The sequence below is a fragment of the Streptomyces sp. 1114.5 genome (assembly GCF_003635085.1).
In the GTDB taxonomy this organism is placed as follows: Bacteria; Actinomycetota; Actinomycetes; order Streptomycetales; family Streptomycetaceae; genus Kitasatospora.
This window is the reverse complement of the sequence record NZ_RBXE01000001.1, coordinates 3659011-3675613: the sequence shown is the minus strand read 5'-3', so window position 1 is coordinate 3675613 and position 16603 is coordinate 3659011. Positions and strand designations below refer to the sequence as shown.

At 74.2% G+C, this 16603-nt stretch carries 11 protein-coding genes; 1 reads left to right on the top strand and 10 read right to left on the bottom strand.

Annotated elements, in window-relative coordinates; translation table 11 throughout:
- Positions 1-59 precede the first annotated feature (59 nt).
- Positions 60-2801, top strand: coding sequence for a SpoIIE family protein phosphatase (locus BX285_RS16420; protein ID WP_121175527.1), 2742 nt, complete (start codon positions 60-62; stop codon positions 2799-2801).
- Positions 2802-2842: 41 nt separating this feature from the next.
- Here the strand turns inward: BX285_RS16420 and cobA are convergent, their stop codons facing one another.
- The 10 genes from cobA to argH all read right to left on the bottom strand — a co-directional run bounded on the left by cobA (position 2843) and on the right by argH (position 16599).
- Entirely contained in the window at positions 2843-4090 is a 1248-nt protein-coding gene (gene cobA / locus BX285_RS16415; RefSeq protein WP_097238663.1) for a uroporphyrinogen-III C-methyltransferase, read from the bottom strand.
- Between the two features lie 110 nt (positions 4091-4200).
- Positions 4201-8097, bottom strand: coding sequence for a nicotinate-nucleotide--dimethylbenzimidazole phosphoribosyltransferase (gene cobT, locus BX285_RS16410; RefSeq protein ID WP_121175526.1), 3897 nt, complete (start codon positions 8095-8097; stop codon positions 4201-4203).
- 482 nt (positions 8098-8579) lie between these two features.
- Positions 8580-9836 (bottom strand): precorrin-6y C5,15-methyltransferase (decarboxylating) subunit CbiE, encoded by a 1257-nt coding sequence (gene cbiE, locus BX285_RS16405; RefSeq protein ID WP_121175525.1) that lies wholly within the window; start codon positions 9834-9836, stop codon positions 8580-8582.
- Between the two features lie 130 nt (positions 9837-9966).
- Complete coding sequence (locus BX285_RS16400; protein ID WP_121175524.1) at positions 9967-10632, bottom strand: GNAT family N-acetyltransferase; 666 nt, start codon at positions 10630-10632, stop codon at positions 9967-9969.
- A 243-nt stretch (positions 10633-10875) separates the two neighbouring features.
- On the bottom strand, positions 10876-11700 hold the full coding sequence (locus BX285_RS16395) for a MetQ/NlpA family ABC transporter substrate-binding protein (RefSeq protein WP_097238659.1): 825 nt from the start codon (positions 11698-11700) through the stop codon (positions 10876-10878).
- A gap of 57 nt (positions 11701-11757) precedes the next feature.
- Positions 11758-12486, bottom strand: a complete 729-nt coding sequence (locus tag BX285_RS16390; protein WP_097238658.1) for a methionine ABC transporter permease — start codon at positions 12484-12486, stop codon at positions 11758-11760.
- Positions 12483-13508, bottom strand: a complete 1026-nt coding sequence (locus tag BX285_RS16385; RefSeq protein ID WP_097238657.1) for a methionine ABC transporter ATP-binding protein — start codon at positions 13506-13508, stop codon at positions 12483-12485. The genes BX285_RS16390 and BX285_RS16385 overlap by 4 nt, the downstream gene beginning before the upstream one ends.
- Before the next feature lie 558 nt (positions 13509-14066).
- Positions 14067-14582, bottom strand: coding sequence for a GNAT family N-acetyltransferase (locus BX285_RS16380; protein ID WP_121175523.1), 516 nt, complete (start codon positions 14580-14582; stop codon positions 14067-14069).
- Between the two features lie 227 nt (positions 14583-14809).
- Complete coding sequence (locus tag BX285_RS16375) at positions 14810-15067, bottom strand: sigma-70 family RNA polymerase sigma factor (RefSeq protein WP_097238655.1); 258 nt, start codon at positions 15065-15067, stop codon at positions 14810-14812.
- A 107-nt stretch (positions 15068-15174) separates the two neighbouring features.
- A complete protein-coding gene (argH, locus tag BX285_RS16370; protein WP_121175521.1) occupies positions 15175-16599 on the bottom strand; it encodes an argininosuccinate lyase in 1425 nt (474 codons plus the stop codon).
- Positions 16600-16603 lie beyond the last annotated feature (4 nt).

The following is a 16603-nucleotide window of genomic DNA, read 5'->3' as shown; positions in this document are numbered from 1 at the left end:
GGCCAAACGGCCGATGGGACGGGGTGGTCCCGGGCTGGCGGGAGTGCAAATATGACCGTATGGCCCGTTATCCGGGCCGATCCTGGGTTCCGTCGGCCTCTGGCGCCACTGGCTCCACCGGCTCCACCGGTGGGCGCCCACACGGTCGGCCACAGCTGCCGCGCGCTAGGCGACGGTGGCCGGTGTGGCACCGGTCGGTGGCCGGGCAGGTGTTCGCGCTGCAGATCCTGGTTGTGCTGCTGCTGGTCGCGGCGGCCGTGGTGGCGCTGGTGGTGCAGTCGCACCGGGACGCCGACAACGAGGCGCGCAACCGGTCCGTGGCGGTCGCGCAGACCTTCGCCCACTCGCCGGGCATGGTCGAGGCGCTGCGCTCCCCCGACCCGACCGCGATCCTGCAGCCGAAGGCGCAGTCCGCGCGGGTCGCCTCGGGTGTCGACTTCATCGTGGTGCTGAACAACCAGGGGATCCGCTACACCCACCCGAACCCGGCCCGGATCGGCCAGAAGTTCGTCGGCAACTACGAGCCGGCGCTGCACGGCCAGGTGGTGACCGAGCACATCAACGGCACGCTCGGGCCGCTGGTGCAGGCGGTGGTGCCGGTGTACGCGCCGGACGGCCAGGTGGTCGGGCTGGTCTCGGCGGGCGTCACGCTGGCGCACGTCAGCACGGCGAGCGAGCGCCAGCTGCCGGTGGTGCTGGGTGCGGCGGCGGGTGCGATCGGGCTGGCCACGCTCGGTTCGGCACTGATCAGCCGTCGGTTGCGGCGGCAGACGCACGGGCTGGGCCCGGTCGAGATGACCCGGATGTACGAGCACCACGCGGCCGTGCTGCACGCGGTGCGCGAGGGCGTGATGATCGTCGGCGGGGACGGGCTGCTGCTGCTCTGCAACGACGAGGCGCGGCGGCTGCTGGACCTGCCGCCGGACGCCGAGGGCCGCCCGGTGACCGAGCTGGGCCTGGAGCCGGCGCCGCTGGAGCTGCTGACCGGCAACCGCCAGGTGACCGACGAGGTGGTGCTGTCCGGGGAGCGGCTGCTGGCGGTGAACGTCCGGCTGACCGACCGGGCGGGCGGACCGCCCGGCTGCGTGGCCACGCTGCGTGACTCCACCGAGCTGCTGGCGCTGGCCGGCCGGGCCGAAGGCGCCCAGCGGCGGCTGCGCCTGCTGTACGACGCCGGGGTGACGGTGGGCAGCACGCTGGACGTGACGCGGACGGCCGAGGAGCTGGCGCAGGTCGCGGTGCCGCGGTTCGCGGACATCGTCACGGTCGACCTCGCGGAGCAGGTCCTGGCGGGTGAGGAGCCTCCGGCGGGCGCGCTGCTGGGGCAGATGCGGCGGGCGGCCTGCGCCGCGGTCCGGGACGACGCGCCGTTCTACCCGGTCGGCACCGTGCTGGAGGTGGTGCCCGAGACCCCGCTGGCCGGGGCCCTGAACAGCGGCGAGCCGGTCCTGGAGCCGCACCTGTCCGAGGCTCAGGAGTGGCGCCAGCAGGATCCCGAGGGGGCGGCTCGGGCGCTGGCGTACGGGGTGCACTCGCTGGTGCGGGTGCCGCTGCGGGCGCGCGGAGTGCTGCTGGGGGTGGCCCGGTTCTGGCGGGCGCAGCGGGCGGAGCCGTTCGAGGCGGACGACCTGGCGCTGGCGGAGGAGCTGGTCGCGCACGCGGCCGTGTGCATCGACAACGCCCGGCGCTACACCCGGGAGCACGCGATGGCGGTGACGCTGCAGCACAGCCTGCTGCCGCGCAGCCTGCCGGTGCAGAACGCGCTGGACGTGGCGCACCGCTACCTGCCGGCCCAGGCCGGGGTGGGCGGGGACTGGTTCGACGTGATCCCGCTGCCGGGCGCGCGGGTGGCGCTGGTGGTCGGGGACGTGGTGGGGCACGGGCTGCACGCGGCGGCAACGATGGGCCGGCTGCGCACGGCGATCCACAACTTCTCGACCCTGGACCTGCCGCCGGACGAGCTGCTGGGGCACCTGGACGAGCTGGTGAACCGGATCGACCAGGACGAGGCGGCGGGCGGGGACAGCGCCGGGCTGACCGGGGCGACCTGCCTGTACGCGATCTACGACCCGGTGTCGCGGCGCTGCACGCTGGCCAGCGCCGGGCACCCGCCGCCGGCCGTGGTGGACCCGCAGGGCCGGGTGGTGTTCCCGGAGCTGCCGACCGGGCCGCCGCTGGGGCTGGCGGTGCTGCCGTTCGAGACCGCGGACCTGGAGCTGGCGGAGGGCAGCCGGCTGGTGCTGTACACGGACGGCCTGGTGGAGGACCGCGAGCGGGACATCGACGAGGGGCTGGACCTGCTGAGCTCGGCGCTGTCCGGGCCGTCGCGCACGCCCGAGCAGACCTGTGCGGACGTGCTCGGGGCGCTGCTGCCGGCGCATCCGCAGGACGACATCGCGCTGCTGGTGGCGCAGACCAGGGTGCTGGCGCCGGACCGGGTGGCGGAATGGGACGTGCCGTCGGACCCGGCGGCGGTGGGGGCCGTCCGGGCGGAGGTGGCGCGGCAGCTGGAGGGCTGGGGACTGGACGAGGCCGCGTTCGTCACCGAGCTGATCCTGAGCGAACTGGTGACCAATGCGATCCGGTACGGCTCCGGGCCGATCCGGGTGCGGCTGCTGCGGGACCGTGCGCTGATCTGCGAGGTGTCGGACGGCAGCAGCACCTCGCCGCACCTGCGGTACGCGGCGACCGAGGACGAGGGCGGGCGCGGGCTGTTCCTGGTCGCGCAGTTCGCGGACCGCTGGGGGACGCGGTACACGGCGACGGGGAAGGTCATCTGGACGGAGCAGCCGCTGGAGTAGGAAGTCGGACGGGCCGACTTCCCACTCCGAAGGCGCTCCCGCTACTGCTGGAAGGCGGCGGCCAGGACGTTGACCACGTCGCCGATGACGATGACCGCCGGGGGCTTGACGCCCTCGGCCTCGACCACGGCGGCGACGGTGCCCAGGGTGGCGTCCACCCGGCGCTGGGCGGCGGTGGTGCCCTCCTGGACGATCGCGACCGGGGTGTCCGCCGAGCGGCCGTACTCGACCAGCCGGGCGGCTATCGCGCCGATCTTGTCCACGGCCATCAGCAGCACCAGGGTGCCGCTCATCTTCGCCGCGGCCTCCCAGTTGGTCAGCGAACGCTCGTCGTCCGGGCCGACGTGGCCGGAGATCACGGTGAACTCGTGCGTCATCCCGCGGTGGGTGACCGGGACGCCGGCCGAGGCGGGGACGCTGATCGAGCTGGAGATCCCGGGCACCACGGTGACCGGGAGGCCGGCCTCGGCGCAGGCCAGCAGTTCCTCGCCGCCGCGCCCGAAGACGTACGGGTCGCCGCCCTTGAGCCGGACCACGAACTTGCCGGCCTTGGCGTGCTCGATCAGCGTGCGGTTGATCGCCTCCTGGGCCATGAACCGGCCGTACGGGATCTTCGAGGCGTCGATCACCTCGACGTGCTCGGGCAGTTCGGCGAGCAGCTCGCGCGGGGCGAGGCGGTCGGCGACCACCACGTCGGCGTCGGCGAGCAGGCGGCGGCCGCGCACCGTGATCAGGTCAGGGTCGCCGGGGCCGCCGCCGACCAGGGCGACGCCGGCGCCGTGCGAGCGGTACTGGCGGGCGGCCAGCGAGCCGTCCCGCAGGCCGTCCACGATGGCGTCGCGCAGGGCGGCGGAGTGGCGCGGGTCGCCGGTGAGGACGGCCACGGTGGCGCCGGCGTCGCGGCCGCTGGCCGGGGTCCAGGCGGTGGCGGCGGAAGCGTCGTCGCTGCGGGAGCAGAACACCCGCTCGCGCTCGGCCTCCGCGCTGACGGCCGTGTTGACCGTCGGGTCGTCGGTGGCGACCAGGGCGTACCAGGCACCGGTCAGGTCGCCGTCCCGGTACGGGCGGGCGTGCCAGGTGAGCTCGCCCGCGTCGGCCATGGCCTGGACGGCCGGGGTGGTCGACGGGGAGATCAGGTGGAGGTCGGCCCCGGTGGCGATCAGGGCGGGCAGCCGCCGCTGCGCGACCTGACCGCCACCGACCACGATGACGCGGCGGCCGGCCAGCAGCAGTCCGACCGGGTAAGGGGTACGGCCCTCGGTGCTCGGGTGCGGGTTGGGCGCGGTCATCGGCGGTGCTCCTGATCGGGGGGTGCGGGTGTGGGGGGAGGGGAGGGCGAGACGCCGCTCCGCGGGCCGGCGCGCCCTCGGGCCGGTCCGCGGAGCGGTGACGGAGTGCGTCAGGCCTTCTCGGTGACCCCGGCGGAGTCGAAGGTGGCTACATCGTGCATCGCCCGGGCCGCGCTCTGCACCAGCGGCAGGGCCAGCAGGGCGCCGGTGCCCTCGCCGAGGCGCAGGTCCAGGTCGATCAGCGGACGCAGGCCGAGCTTCGCCAGCGCGGCCTGGTGACCGGGCTCGGCGGAGCGGTGGCCGGCGATGCAGGCGGCCAGGACCTCGGGGGCGATCGCCTTGGCGACCAGTGCGGCCGAACCGGCGATGACGCCGTCCAGGATCACCGGGGTGCGCAGCGAGGCGGCGCCCAGCAGGAAGCCCGCGATGGCCGCGTGCTCCAGGCCGCCGATGGCGGCGAGGACGCCGATCGGGTCGGCCGGGTCGGGCCGGTGCAGCGCCAGCGCGGCGCGGATGACCTCGATCTTGTGGGCGTGGGTCTCGTCGTCGATGCCGGTGCCGCGGCCGGTGACCTCGGCCGGGTCGAGGCCGGTGAACACCGAGATCAGGGCGGCCGAGGCGGTGGTGTTGGCGATGCCCATGTCGCCGGTGACCAGCGCCTTGTTGCCCGCCGCGACCAGGTCGCGGGCGGTCTCGATGCCGACCTCGATGGCCTGCAGGGCCTCCTCGCGGGTCATCGCCGGGCCCTGGGTCATGTCCCCCGTGCCGGGGCGGACCTTGCGCGGCAGCAGACCGGTGGCACGGCCCTGCTGGACGGCGTCCGGCAGCTCGGCGGCCACGCCGACGTCGACCACGCAGACCTCGGTGCCGATCTGCTTGGCGAAGGAGTTGATCACCGCTCCCCCGGCCAGGAAGTTGCCGACCATCTGGGCGGTCACCTCCTGCGGCCACGGGCTGACGCCCTGGGCGTGCACGCCGTGGTCACCGGCGAAGATCGCCACGCAGGCGGGCTCCGGGATCGGCGGCGGGCACTTGCGGGACAGGCCGCTCAGCTGGGCGGAGATGATCTCCAGCATGCCGAGCGAGCCGGCCGGCTTGGTCATCCGCTTCTGCCGGTCCCAGGCCTCGCCGAGCGCCTTGGCGTCCAGCGGGCGGATGCCGCGCAGGGTGTCGGCGAGCAGGCTCTGCGGCTCCTCGCCGGGCAGCGCGCGGTTGCCGTACTGCTCCTCGTGGACGACCCAGGACAGCGGGCGCTTCTTCGCCCAGCCCTGCTGCTCCAGCTCCGGCTCGCCCGGGAAGGAGTCGACGAAGCCGACGCACAGGTAGGCGACGACCTCCAGGTGCTCGGGCAGGCCGAGCTCGCGGACCAGCTCCTCGTCGTCGAAGAAGCTCACCCAGCCGACGCCCAGGCCCTCGGCGCGGGCCGCCAGCCAGAGGTTCTCGACGGCCAGGGCGGCCGAGTACGGGGCCATCTGCGGCTGGGTGTGCCGGCCCAGGGTGTGCCGGCCGCCGCGGGTGCGGTCGGCCGTCACCACGATGTTGACCGGGGTTTCGAGGATCGCCTCGATCTTGATTTCCTTGAACTGCTTCGCCCGACCCTTGGGCAGCGAGTCCGCGTACGCCTCGCGCTGGCGCTCGGCCAGGGCGTGCATGCGCTTGCGGGTCTTGCGCGAGCGGATCACCACGAAGTCCCAGGGCTGCGAGTAGCCGACGCTGGGCGCGGTGTGGGCGGCCTCCAGGACCCGGATCAGCACCTCGTGCGGGATCGGGTCCGGGCGGAAGCCGTTGCGGATGTCGCGGCGCTCGCGGATCACCTGGTGGACGGCCTCGCGGCCGGCCTCGTCGTAACCGGGGGCGGCCGGGCCGCGGGGCTCGGCGGGCTCCTCGGGGTGCGGCTGGTCCTGCGAGACCTGCTGGTCCTGCTGGTCCTGCGGCTCCGGCTGCTGCGGTTCCTCGGGCGAGGGCTGCTCGGCGGCGGGCTGCTCGGCCTGCTGGTCGGCGGGCTGCTCGGCCTGCGGCTCCTCGGCGGCGGAGGCCCCGGGGGCCTGCTCCTGGCCGGGCTCGACGGGCTCGACGGCCTCGGCGTTGTCGGCTGCCGCGATCGGCTCGGCCGCGGCTTCGACGGGGGCCTCGGTCGGCGCCTCGGCGGCGGGCTGGACCTGCTCGGCGACGGCCTCGGCCGGGGCCTGCTCGGCAACGGCCGCGGCGACGACCTCCGTGACGGCCTCGACGGGAGTCTCGGCAGCCGACTCGGCCGCAGCCTGCTCGGCCGCGGTCTCGGCCGACTCGGTGACGGCCTCCGGCGCGGTCTCGGCGACGGGCTGCTGCTCGGGCTCCTGCACGGCGGCCTCTGCGGCAGCCTCGGCAGCCGGCTCGGCCACAGCATCGGCGGGAGCCTGCTCCGCCTGAACCGTCTGCTCGGCCTGTACGGCCTGCTCGGTGACCGGCTCGACGGCGGTCTCCGCCGGGACGGCCTCCTGCTGCTGCGGCTGCTCGGCCTCCGTGCCGGACTCGCCGACGACCTGGCCGGACGGCATCTCGCCGGTGCCGGCGGCAGTCTCGGCCACCGGCGCGACGACGGCCTCGGACACGGCCTGGACGGCCTCGGCACCGGGAGCGGCCTGGGCCTCCTGGACCGCCTCGCCGCCCTCGGCGGCCTGCGGCGCGTCGGCGGCCGCTATGGGCGCGGGCTGCTGCGGCGCCGTCTCCTCGGCCGCCGGAGCCTGCCCGGTCGCCTCGACCTGGGGCAGGCCGTGCGGGGTGGGTGCGGCCAGGAAGGCGGAGATCCTGCGCGGCTGACCGGCCTGGGCGCCGGCCTCGGGCTGAGCGGCATCCTCGACGGCAGCACCCTCGGCGACAGCGCCCTCAGCAGCGCCACCCTCGACGGCGACCGGCTCGACGGCGACGGGCGCGGCCTGGGCGGCCTCCGCCACGGCCGGCTCGGCCACGGCGTCCTGCGGCGCGACAGCGACGGTGACAGCCTCCGAGACAGCCTCGATCATGGCCTCGGGCACCGTCGGGGCCGGGGCGGCGTGCGCGCCCTGGACGGCCTGGGCCGCGTCCGGCAGCTCCACGACCTCGACCACCTCGATCGCCCCGATCGTCTCGACGGCCATCACGGCCTCGACCGGCTGCGAGGCGAGCGGCACCTGCACCGCCTGCTGGGCGTCCTGCGGGTGCGGCAGCTGCTGCCCCTCCGTGACCGGAACGACCGACGGCACCGGGGCCGTCGGGGCCATCGGGGCCGCCGGAGCGGCCTGCGGCACGGCGGCCGGCGCCGGGGCGGCGGCCTCGGGCACCGGCGGCCGGCCGACGACAGGGATGCCGTGCGCGGGCGTGCCGCCCTGCGACGGGCCGCGGTCGGCCAGCGAGCGGACCGGGACCTGGCCGGTCATCAGCGACGGGTCCGGGATCGGCGGGCCGGCGTGCAGCGGGCGACGCGGCTGCTGAGCCTGCGTCATCGGCTGCTGCCCCGACGGCTGCACCTGGACGGGCTGCTGCAGGACGTGCTCGGCGCCGAGCACCGGCGGGTCCACCGGCGGCCAGGACGGCTCGACCGGCATGCCGTCCTGCTGCGGCGCGAGCGGCAGCTGGTCGGCCGGGACGGTCGCCACCGGCTCGCCCCAGGACCCCTGCGGGCCGGGCATCAGCAGCACGTCGTCCTCGTCGTCCAGGCCGTCCGGCTGGTCGAGGAAGTGGAAGGCCGGGCGCGGGGCCCCCTGGTCGAGGGCCCAGCCGTCGCCGGGGACCCCGGGAGAAGGCACGCCGGAGACACCGGGGACGGTGAAGCCGGGCTGGCCCTGCGGCGGGATGACGCCCGCGCCCTGGGGCACCGCGCCGGGCATGCCGCCGACCGGGACCGCCTGGCTCGGGATCGCACCGCCGTCGGTCGCGAGGCCCTGCAGGGGGGCAACGCCCGCGACGCCCTCCGGTCCGCCGAGCGGGGCGGGCCCGGTGTGCGGGTGCTCCGGCAGTCCCTCGCCCGGGACGTGGCCGCCATCGGTCATTGTCAAAGCTCCTTCCAGGCCGCTGCCGCGCCCTTGGCGACACGATCACCGACCGCAGCGCCCATCCGCACGGGCCGGGCCTGGCCGACCCGCCCCTCAACCACACGCGGCCGCCGCGCCGTGGCGCTGCGGCCCAAGTCCTTCGGGCGCGCTGCGGCACCCGGCCCGGCGCACCACCCCCAAGGGGCGGCACATCGTCTGAAACAACGACAACCCGGAGCAACCGGCACGACCGCACCGGACCCTACGGCATTCTCCAGGTCCGGCACGAGGCCCGTCGAATTGCCCACACTCCGAGCGGAATCGGGTTGCACCCCGTCAATAAGGTGACAAACCGACCGAATCGGGTGGGTCGCCGACCGCTGCAGCCGCCCAGGACGTCACACTACCGGCCCGGCGCTGTCACCTCTCGAATCGGTGTCCGGATGCGACCTGGATCACCGTCGCCGCCACCGGACGGCCCCGGCGCACGCCCCAGGCCTTCACACGATCTGCTCACCCCAGAGCACCAGCACGCCGGTACCGCCCGCCCCCAGCTCCAGTCCGCCGCCCTCCCCCGCAGGTCGCAGCGGGGTCGACTGCAGCAGCGCGCCGTCCGCCCGGTAGCCGGCCTCACCGATCGCCCGGCGGACCTCCTCCGCCTCGGTGAAGGTCCGGGGCAGCGCGACGAACCGCTCCGGCCTGCGGGCCAGCACCGCGCGCACGACGTCCGGGCCGCCGGACTCCACCACCGCCGCGTCCGGCTCGGGCAGGCCGCCCAGCACCTCGGGGCCGCTGCCGTACACGGCCTCCACCTCGACGCCGTACCGGCGGGCGTTGACGGTCAGCCGGGCGCAGGCCGAGCGGGAGCCCTCGACCGCGACCACCGCGGCGCCGAACCGCGCCGCCTCCACCGCGAGGGCGCCGCTGCCCGCACCGACCGACCAGACCAGGTCCCCCGGACGTGCACCCAGACGGGCCAGCACCAGGGCGCGCACGTGCGCGGGGAGCGCCTCCGACGCGCCCGCCTCACCCCCCGTGCGCCCGGCGCCCGCGTAGGCGTCACCGGGGAGCGCCCAGCCGCGTTCCGCGCCGGGGTAGCCCACCGGGCGCCCCGCCAGCCAGCCGGCCGCCTGGTCCACCGCGGCGGCCTGGGCGGCGCCGCCGATCACCAGCACCACGTTCGGGTCGCGCCAGACGTGGTCGGCGATCCGGTCGGAGGTGAGGACGGTGACGTCCTCCTCCGGGGTGCCGAGGGCTTCGCAGACCACGAAGGTCCGGTGCACCCCGCGCAGCATCAGGGCGAGTTCGGCGGGCCCGGCGCCCGGGGCGGTGAGCACCGCGACCTTCGGGTGGGCCCGGCAGATGTTGGCCGCGCGTCGCAGTCGCCCGCCGTGGGCGCTGACCACCTGGGCGTCCTCCCAGGGCATGCCGGCCCGGGCGAAGGCGGTGGCGACGGAGGAGACGGCGGGGAGCACCTCCAGCTCCAGGCCGTACTCGGGGCGGCGCAGGGTGCGCACCACCCCGAAGAAGCCCGGGTCGCCCTCGGCGACCACGACGGCGGCACCGCGGTGCTCGGCGATCCGGCGGGCGGCGTGCCGGATGTCGCCGAGGGCGATCCGCTCGGCCGCCTCCGGCACCGGGAGGGCGTTCAGTTGGTAGGGGGCGCCGGCCACCAGGGTCGCCGCGGCGAGGGCCGCACCGGCGGCCTCGGTCAGCGGCGTGCCGTCCCACCCGATGACCGTGATCCGGTCAGCCATCTGCGGCCGTTCTCCCTCGACTCGGTGCGCCACTCGGTGCGCCGTCGTTGCGGCGCCGGTGGAGAGGCTACCGGGTGTCGTCCCCCGGACGCCGACATCTCGTACAGATGTCCGTACGGCCGGGGGCGGGTCAGTCCCGCAGCACGTAGCGGTGGTCGCCGTGCCAGCCGTCGCGGTGCAGTTCGGGCGACTCCAGGTCCTCCGGGAGCAGGCTCCACAGGATGAGGTCGCTGCGGCTCTCTCCCCCGGCCTGGCGGCTGGGAGGTGCCCCCACCAGCAGCTCGCCGGACTCGCCGCGCACTATCCAGGCGCTGCGCAGCACGCCCTCGCTGATGCCGCCGACCTTCTGGGCGACCTGCTGGGCGGCGGTGTTCCCGGCGGCGGTGCGCAGTTCCAGGCGCAGGAAGCCGCGGTCCTCGAACAGCCACTGGGCGACGCCGAGGACGGCCTCCGGGGCGTACCCCTCGCCGCGGGCCCAGGCGGCGGTGACGTAGGAGATCTCGGTGCTGCGCAGGCGCCAGTCGGTGTTGCGCAGCTCGACCAGGCCGACCAGGCGCTGGGTCAGGTGCTCGGTGACGGCGAGGACGATGCCGCGGCCGGCGGCCCGGTGGGCGGGGGCGAGGGCGCGGGCGAGTTCGGCCGCGTACTCCTCGGTGAAGGGGTGCGGGAGGTCCGTCCAGGCCCGCACGAGGTCGTCGGCCATCATCGTGGCCAGACCGGGGGCGTCGTCCTCCGCAAGGGGTCGCAGCAGCAGCCGTTCGGTGCTGATGGCGGTCTCGGGGAAGCTCGCTGCCATGCCGTCTCTCCTCGCCGGGTCGTGAACACAACACCGTACGCCTCCGTCGCGCTCCGGGTACCACCCGGTGCGCCGCCCGCACGACGGTACGTCAGAACGCCGTCGCCCGGGGCGTCCCGGGTGCATACTGCCCGACCGGGCCCCCGCCGAGGTGCGGCGGGGGCCCGGTCGTCGGGGCGTATCGCGGTACGACGGAGCGGTGCGAGGGAGCGGTACGCCCGAGCGGTCCGGCGGATCGGCGGATCAGAAGGCCGGGATGACCGAGCCCTGGAAGGTGTCGTTGATGTACTTCTTGACCTCGTCGGAGTGCAGCAGCTCGGCGAGCTTCTTGACCCGCGGGTCGTCCTCCTTGCCCTTCTTGACGGCGAGGATGTTGGCGTACGGGTTGCCGTCGGCCTTCTCCAGCACCAGCGCGTCGGTGGCCGGCTTCAGACCGGAGTCGAGCGCGTAGTTGCCGTTGATGACGGCGGCGTCGAGGTCGGCGACGGAGCGGGGCAGCTGGGCGGCCTCCAGCTCCTTCCACTTGAGGTTCTTCGGGTTGCCCGTCACGTCGGCCGGGGTGGCGGTGGTGGTGACGCCGTCCTTGAGGGTGATCAGCTTGTTGTCGGCGAGCAGCTTGAGCGCCCGGCCCTCGTTCGTGGCGTCGTTGGGCAGGCCGATGGTGGCGCCGTCCGGCAGGTCGGTGATCGCCTTGACCTTCTTGGAGTACAGGCCCAGCGGCTCCAGGTGCACGGGCTCGACCGAGACGATGGTCGTACCGTGCTTCTTGTTGAAGTCCTCCAGGTACGGCACGTGCTGGAAGTAGTTGGCGTCGGCCGAACCGTCCTGCACCGCCGTGTTGGGGGTCACGTAGTCGGTGACCTCCTTGATGTCGAGCTTGAGGCCGGCCTTGTCCGCGAGGTTGTCCTTGACGAACTTCAGGATCTGCCCGTGCGGGGTGGGGCTGGCCACGACCTTCAGCGGCGCGTTCGGGTCCGAGGAGGACGAACCGGAGCTGCTGCAGGCGGCCAGCGAGAAGGCGAGGCCGGCGGTGGCGAGGACACTGGTGAACTTCACAACGGTGCGCACGAAAAGTGCCTTTCTGCGTGATTCGGGGAGCCGCGTCCGGAGTCGGACGAGGGAGGTCTAGGAGCCGACGAGGTCCTTGTCGGGAGTCGTCGGGGTGCGGCCCAGCAGGCGGGTCCGGCCGCCGGAACGGCCGCGGTTGGCCAGGCTGCGGACGGCGAAGTCGCCGATCAGCTGGACGGCGGTGACGATGATCACCAGCTCGGCCACGATGACCCACATGAAGGCCGTCTCGAAGCGCTGGTAGCCGTAGTTGACGGCGAGGGTGCCGAGGCCGCCGCCGCCGACCGTGCCGGCCATCGCGGAGTAGCTGACCAGCGTGATGACCGTGGTGGTGATCGAGGCCACGATGCCGGGCAGCGCCTCGGGCAGCAGGGTCTTGCGGACGATCGTCCGGGTGCTGCCGCCCATCGACTGGACCGCCTCGACCAGGCCGCGGTCGACCTCGCGGACGGAGGTCTCGACCAGGCGGGCGAAGAACGGGATGGCGCCGATGGTCAGCGGCACGGTCGCCGCCTGCCAGCCGATCGAGGTGCCGACCAGCCAGCGGGTGAAGGAGATCAGGGCGATCATCAGGATGATGAACGGCACCGAGCGGGCGATGTTCACCACGAAGCCGATGGCCTTGTTGACGGCGCGGTTGGCCAGCAGGCCGCCCTTGTCGGTGAGCACCAGCAGGACGCCCAGCGGCAGGCCGAGCAGCACGGTGACGAACGCGGACACGCCGACCATCTGGAAGGTCTCCTGCGTGGCCGGCCCCATCAGGGCCCACATCTGGTCCCAGGTCATGCCACCGCTCCGTTCGCCGCGCCGATCACGTCCACCTGCAGGCCCTGCTCGCGCAGGTAGCCGATCGGCACCACGTTGTCCTGGTGGCCGCCGGACAGCTCGACCCGCATCCGACCGACCATCCGGCCGGCGATGGTCTCCACCGCGGCGCCGAGGATGTTGATGTCGATCTGGTAGGTGCGGGCCAGCTGGGAGACGAACGGCTGGGCCGAGGTGTCGCCCTGGAAGGTGATCTCCAGCACGGTGGAGCCGGGGTGGCCGGTACCGAACTCGCTGAGCGGGAACAGCTCGCGGGCCAGCTCGGAGCCGGGCTCGGCAAGCAGCTCGGTGAGCTCGCCGGACTCGACCACCCGGCCACCGCGCATCAGGGCGGCGGAGTCGCAGACGGACTTGATGACGTCCATCTCGTGGGTGATCAGCAGGACGGTGAGGCCGAGCTGCTGGTTGAGGTCGCGCAGCAGCTTGAGGATCGAGCGGGTGGTCTCCGGGTCGAGCGCCGAGGTGGCCTCGTCGGAGAGCAGCACCTTGGGGTCGCCGGCCAGGGCGCGGGCGATGCCGACGCGCTGCTTCTGGCCGCCGGAGAGCTGGTTGGGGTAGCTGCGGGCCTTGTCGCCCAGGCCGACCAGGTCCAGCAGTTCGGCGGCCTTGCGGCGGCGCTGGGTGCGGTCCAGGCCGATGATCTCCAGCGGCAGCTCGACGTTCTGCTGCACCGTCCGCGAGGACAGCAGGTTGAAATGCTGGAAGACCATGCCGATCCGGCGGCGCGCCTCGCGCAGTTCCCGTCCCGCCCGGTTCTCGCCGCCGGACAGCGCGGTGAGCTCGACCCCGTCCACGGTGACGGTGCCGGAGGTCGGACGCTCCAGCATGTTCACGCAGCGGATGAGGGTGGACTTGCCGGCACCGCTGGTGCCGACGACTCCGTAGACCTCGCCCGGGCGGACGTGCAGGTCGACACCGGCGAGGGCGGTCACCTCGCGGCCTCGGGAGCGGTAGACCTTCGTGAGGTCCGTGGTGGTGATCACAGCGGCTTCCGTGGGTCGGGGGCGGGCGGCGTGGGTCGACCGGCCGACCGGATTGCGGTCGGCGGTGTCCTACGGCGCTTCGCCAGGAGGATCCGGACCTGCCACCCCTTGATCGTGACCGTTGGACGGCCGGGCCGCGCGACGGCGTGGCCCTTACGAGTCACCGGCGCCCGCGGGTGGGCGGGCACGGCAAGGGGAGGGGTCCGGAGAGGAAGGGCGCGCTCGCACGGGCGGGAGCGACGCCGGAGTCTCGCTTCGGGGCGCGAGGGGAAGGCACCTCAGGGGGCGCCGGGGGCGATGGCCCTCAGCAGTGACACATTCGACGGCACATGGCACGCTCACCTGCCGGCAGCGTGCCGGTGGGGGTCCAGTTCGTCGTCGCAGTCATGTGAGCCAGTAAAACAGATGGGCGGAAGTACGCCCAATTGTTTGACGCCGCTGTCCGCAATGCGGACACCTGTGGCCCTGACCAGCGAGGATACGGCTCGACGCCGCCACCGGATCGTCCGGATGGTGGCGGCGCCGAGGGGCGTGGTGCGGGCGGCGGGGCGGGCGGGCTCAGGCCGTCGCGGCAAGCGGGGTGTCGGCGAGCGGCGTGGCGACGGGCTTCTCCAGGTGGACGAAGCTGAGCCGGCTGCTGACCTGCTCGACCCGGGTCTGCCGGTAGCCCTGACGGGCGTACAGGCGCAGGTTGCCCAGGCTGCGGTGGCCGGTGTGCAGGCGGTAGGCGCTCACCGGACCCTCCTCGGCCAGGCGGCGCTCCAGCGCGTCCAGGAGGCGGCCGCCGAGGCCGTGACGCTGCATCCGCGGGTGGACGACCAGACGCCCTATCCGACCGACGCCGTCGGCACCGATTCGGCCGCGGACGGTGCCGACCACCTCGTCGCCCAGCCGGGCGACCAGGAAGTGCTGCTCGGCCAGTTCGGCGCGCAGGCTCTCCAGGCTCTGTGTCAGGGGCTCCAGGGCCCAGTCTCCGTACAGCTCGGCCTCGGGTTGGTAGCCGAGGTACTGGAGCTTGAGGATCTGCTCCGCATCGTCGGCCTCCGCGGCCGAGATGATCACGCTCATGCCCATGTGGAGGGGCCTCCCCAGTCGTCGTGCCCGGCGCGCAGAGGGTGGCGCGCTCACGCTCAGTATCCGAGCGATCGCGTCACCGTCAAGAGCTGCGTTCGCCAGCGCTCTACCCGGGTGTCAGCTTCCCTCAACCTTCGGAGGGTCGGACGTGGCGAGGGTCACTCGGGGACGGAGGGGGCGGAGGGGGCTGATGAGGTGGAAGAGGGGCCGGGCCGCGGCCCCGGGGGTCATGGATAGCGCTCCGCGTGGAGCAGGGTCCGCAGGCAGGCCAGGCAGCGGGAGCGGGTGGGGCCGATGGAGCCGCGGGGCATGCCGAGGCGTTCGGAGAGCTCGCGGTAGGTGGGCGGCGGGTCCTCGGCGAGGGCGGCGATCAGCTCCGGGCAGCGGCCGGGCAGCGCGGCGACGGTCTCGCGGACCGCGCGGCGGCGGCATTCGGCGAGGTAGACGTCCTCGGCGGAGGGAGCGGCGGGAAGGGTGGTGCACACACCGTGCATGACGGCCCGGGGCTGGGCCGGTTACGCCCGGGCCGGGGCGCGGACGCCGGAGGGGCGCGCCGGTCGGACCGCCGCGCCCCATCCGTGCCGACCTCCGGTCAGCCCCGGGCCCATTCCTGCTGCCGCGCCAGGTCCGCCTTCACCTCGGCGAGCTGGACCGCGACGGCCGAGGGGGCGGTGCCGCCGCGCCCGTTGCGGGAGGCGATGGCGCCGTGCACGCTGAGCACCGACCGGACCTCGGGGGTCAGGTGTTCGGAGATCGCGGCGAACTGCTCGTCCGTCAGGTCGGACAGTTCGATGCCCTCCGCCTCGCAGACCTTGACGCAGGCCCCGGCCACCTCGTGCGCGACCCGGAACGGCACGCCCTGCTTGACCAGCCACTCGGCGATGTCGGTGGCGAGCGAGAAGCCGGCCGGGGCCAGCTCCTCCAGCCGCTCCCGGTGCACGGTGAGGGTGGCCATCATCCCGGTGAACGCGGGCAGCAGCACCTCCAGCGTGTCGCAGGAGTCGAAGACCGGCTCCTTGTCCTCCTGGAGGTCCCGGTTGTAGGCCAGCGGCAGCGCCTTGAGGGTGGCGAGCAGGCCGGTCAGGTTGCCGATCAGGCGGCCGGACTTGCCGCGGGCGAGCTCGGCGATGTCCGGGTTCTTCTTCTGCGGCATGATCGAGGAGCCGGTGGAGAAGGCGTCGTGCAGCGTGATGAAGCCGAACTCCTTGGTGTTCCAGATGATCACCTCCTCCGCGATCCGGGAGAGGTTGATGCCGATCATCGCGGTCACGAAGGCGAACTCGGCGACGAAGTCGCGCGAGGCCGTGCCGTCGATGGAGTTGCCGACCGAGCCGCCCTCGAAGCCGAGGTCGGCGGCGACGGCCTGCGGGTCGAGGCCGAGCGAGGAGCCGGCCAGCGCCCCGGAGCCGTACGGGGAGACGGCGGTGCGGGCGTCCCACTGGCGCAGCCGCTCGGCGTCCCGGCCGAGGGCCTGCACGTGCGCGAGGACGTGGTGGGCGAAGAGCACCGGCTGGGCGTGCTGGAGGTGGGTGCGGCCGGGCATCGCGGTGTCCGGGTGCGCCTCGGCGAGGTCGACCAGGGCCTGCTGGAGGTCGAGCAGCAGGGCGCCGATGGTCCTGGCGTGGTCCCGCAGGTACATCCGGAAGAGCGTGGCGATCTGGTCGTTGCGCGAGCGCCCGGCCCGCAGCTTGCCGCCGAGGTCGGGGCCGAGGCGCTCCAGCAGGCCGCGCTCCAGGGCGGTGTGGACGTCCTCGTCGGCGACGGTGCCGGTGAAGGTGCCCGCCTCGACGTCGGCGAGCAGCTGGTCCAGGCCGGCCAGCATGCCGGCGAGCTCGTCGTCGGAGAGCAGGCCCGCCTTGTGCAGCACCCGGGCGTGGGCCTTGGAGCCGGCGATGTCGTACGGCGCGAGGCGCCAGTCGAAGTGGACCGAGGCGGAGAGCTTGGCCAGCGCCTCGGAGGGGCCGTCGGCGAAGCGCGCGCCCCAGAGGCGGACGTCGGCGGACTGGTCGGCGGTCATCGCG

Excerpts from the sequence above, each read along its gene's own strand:
- BX285_RS16390 (WP_097238658.1), bottom strand. The coding sequence starts at position 12,486 with ATGACCTGGGACCAGATGTGGGCCCTGATGGGGCCGGCCACGCAGGAG.
- BX285_RS16400 (WP_121175524.1), bottom strand. The coding sequence starts at position 10,632 with ATGGCAGCGAGCTTCCCCGAGACCGCCATCAGCACCGAACGGCTGCTG.
- BX285_RS16380 (WP_121175523.1), bottom strand. The coding sequence starts at position 14,582 with ATGGGCATGAGCGTGATCATCTCGGCCGCGGAGGCCGACGATGCGGAG.
- cobT (WP_121175526.1), bottom strand. The coding sequence starts at position 8,097 with ATGACCGATGGCGGCCACGTCCCGGGCGAGGGACTGCCGGAGCACCCG.
- argH (WP_121175521.1), bottom strand. The coding sequence starts at position 16,599 with ATGACCGCCGACCAGTCCGCCGACGTCCGCCTCTGGGGCGCGCGCTTC.
- cbiE (WP_121175525.1), bottom strand. The coding sequence starts at position 9,836 with ATGGCTGACCGGATCACGGTCATCGGGTGGGACGGCACGCCGCTGACC.
- BX285_RS16420 (WP_121175527.1), top strand. The coding sequence starts at position 60 with ATGGCCCGTTATCCGGGCCGATCCTGGGTTCCGTCGGCCTCTGGCGCC.
- cobA (WP_097238663.1), bottom strand. The coding sequence starts at position 4,090 with ATGACCGCGCCCAACCCGCACCCGAGCACCGAGGGCCGTACCCCTTAC.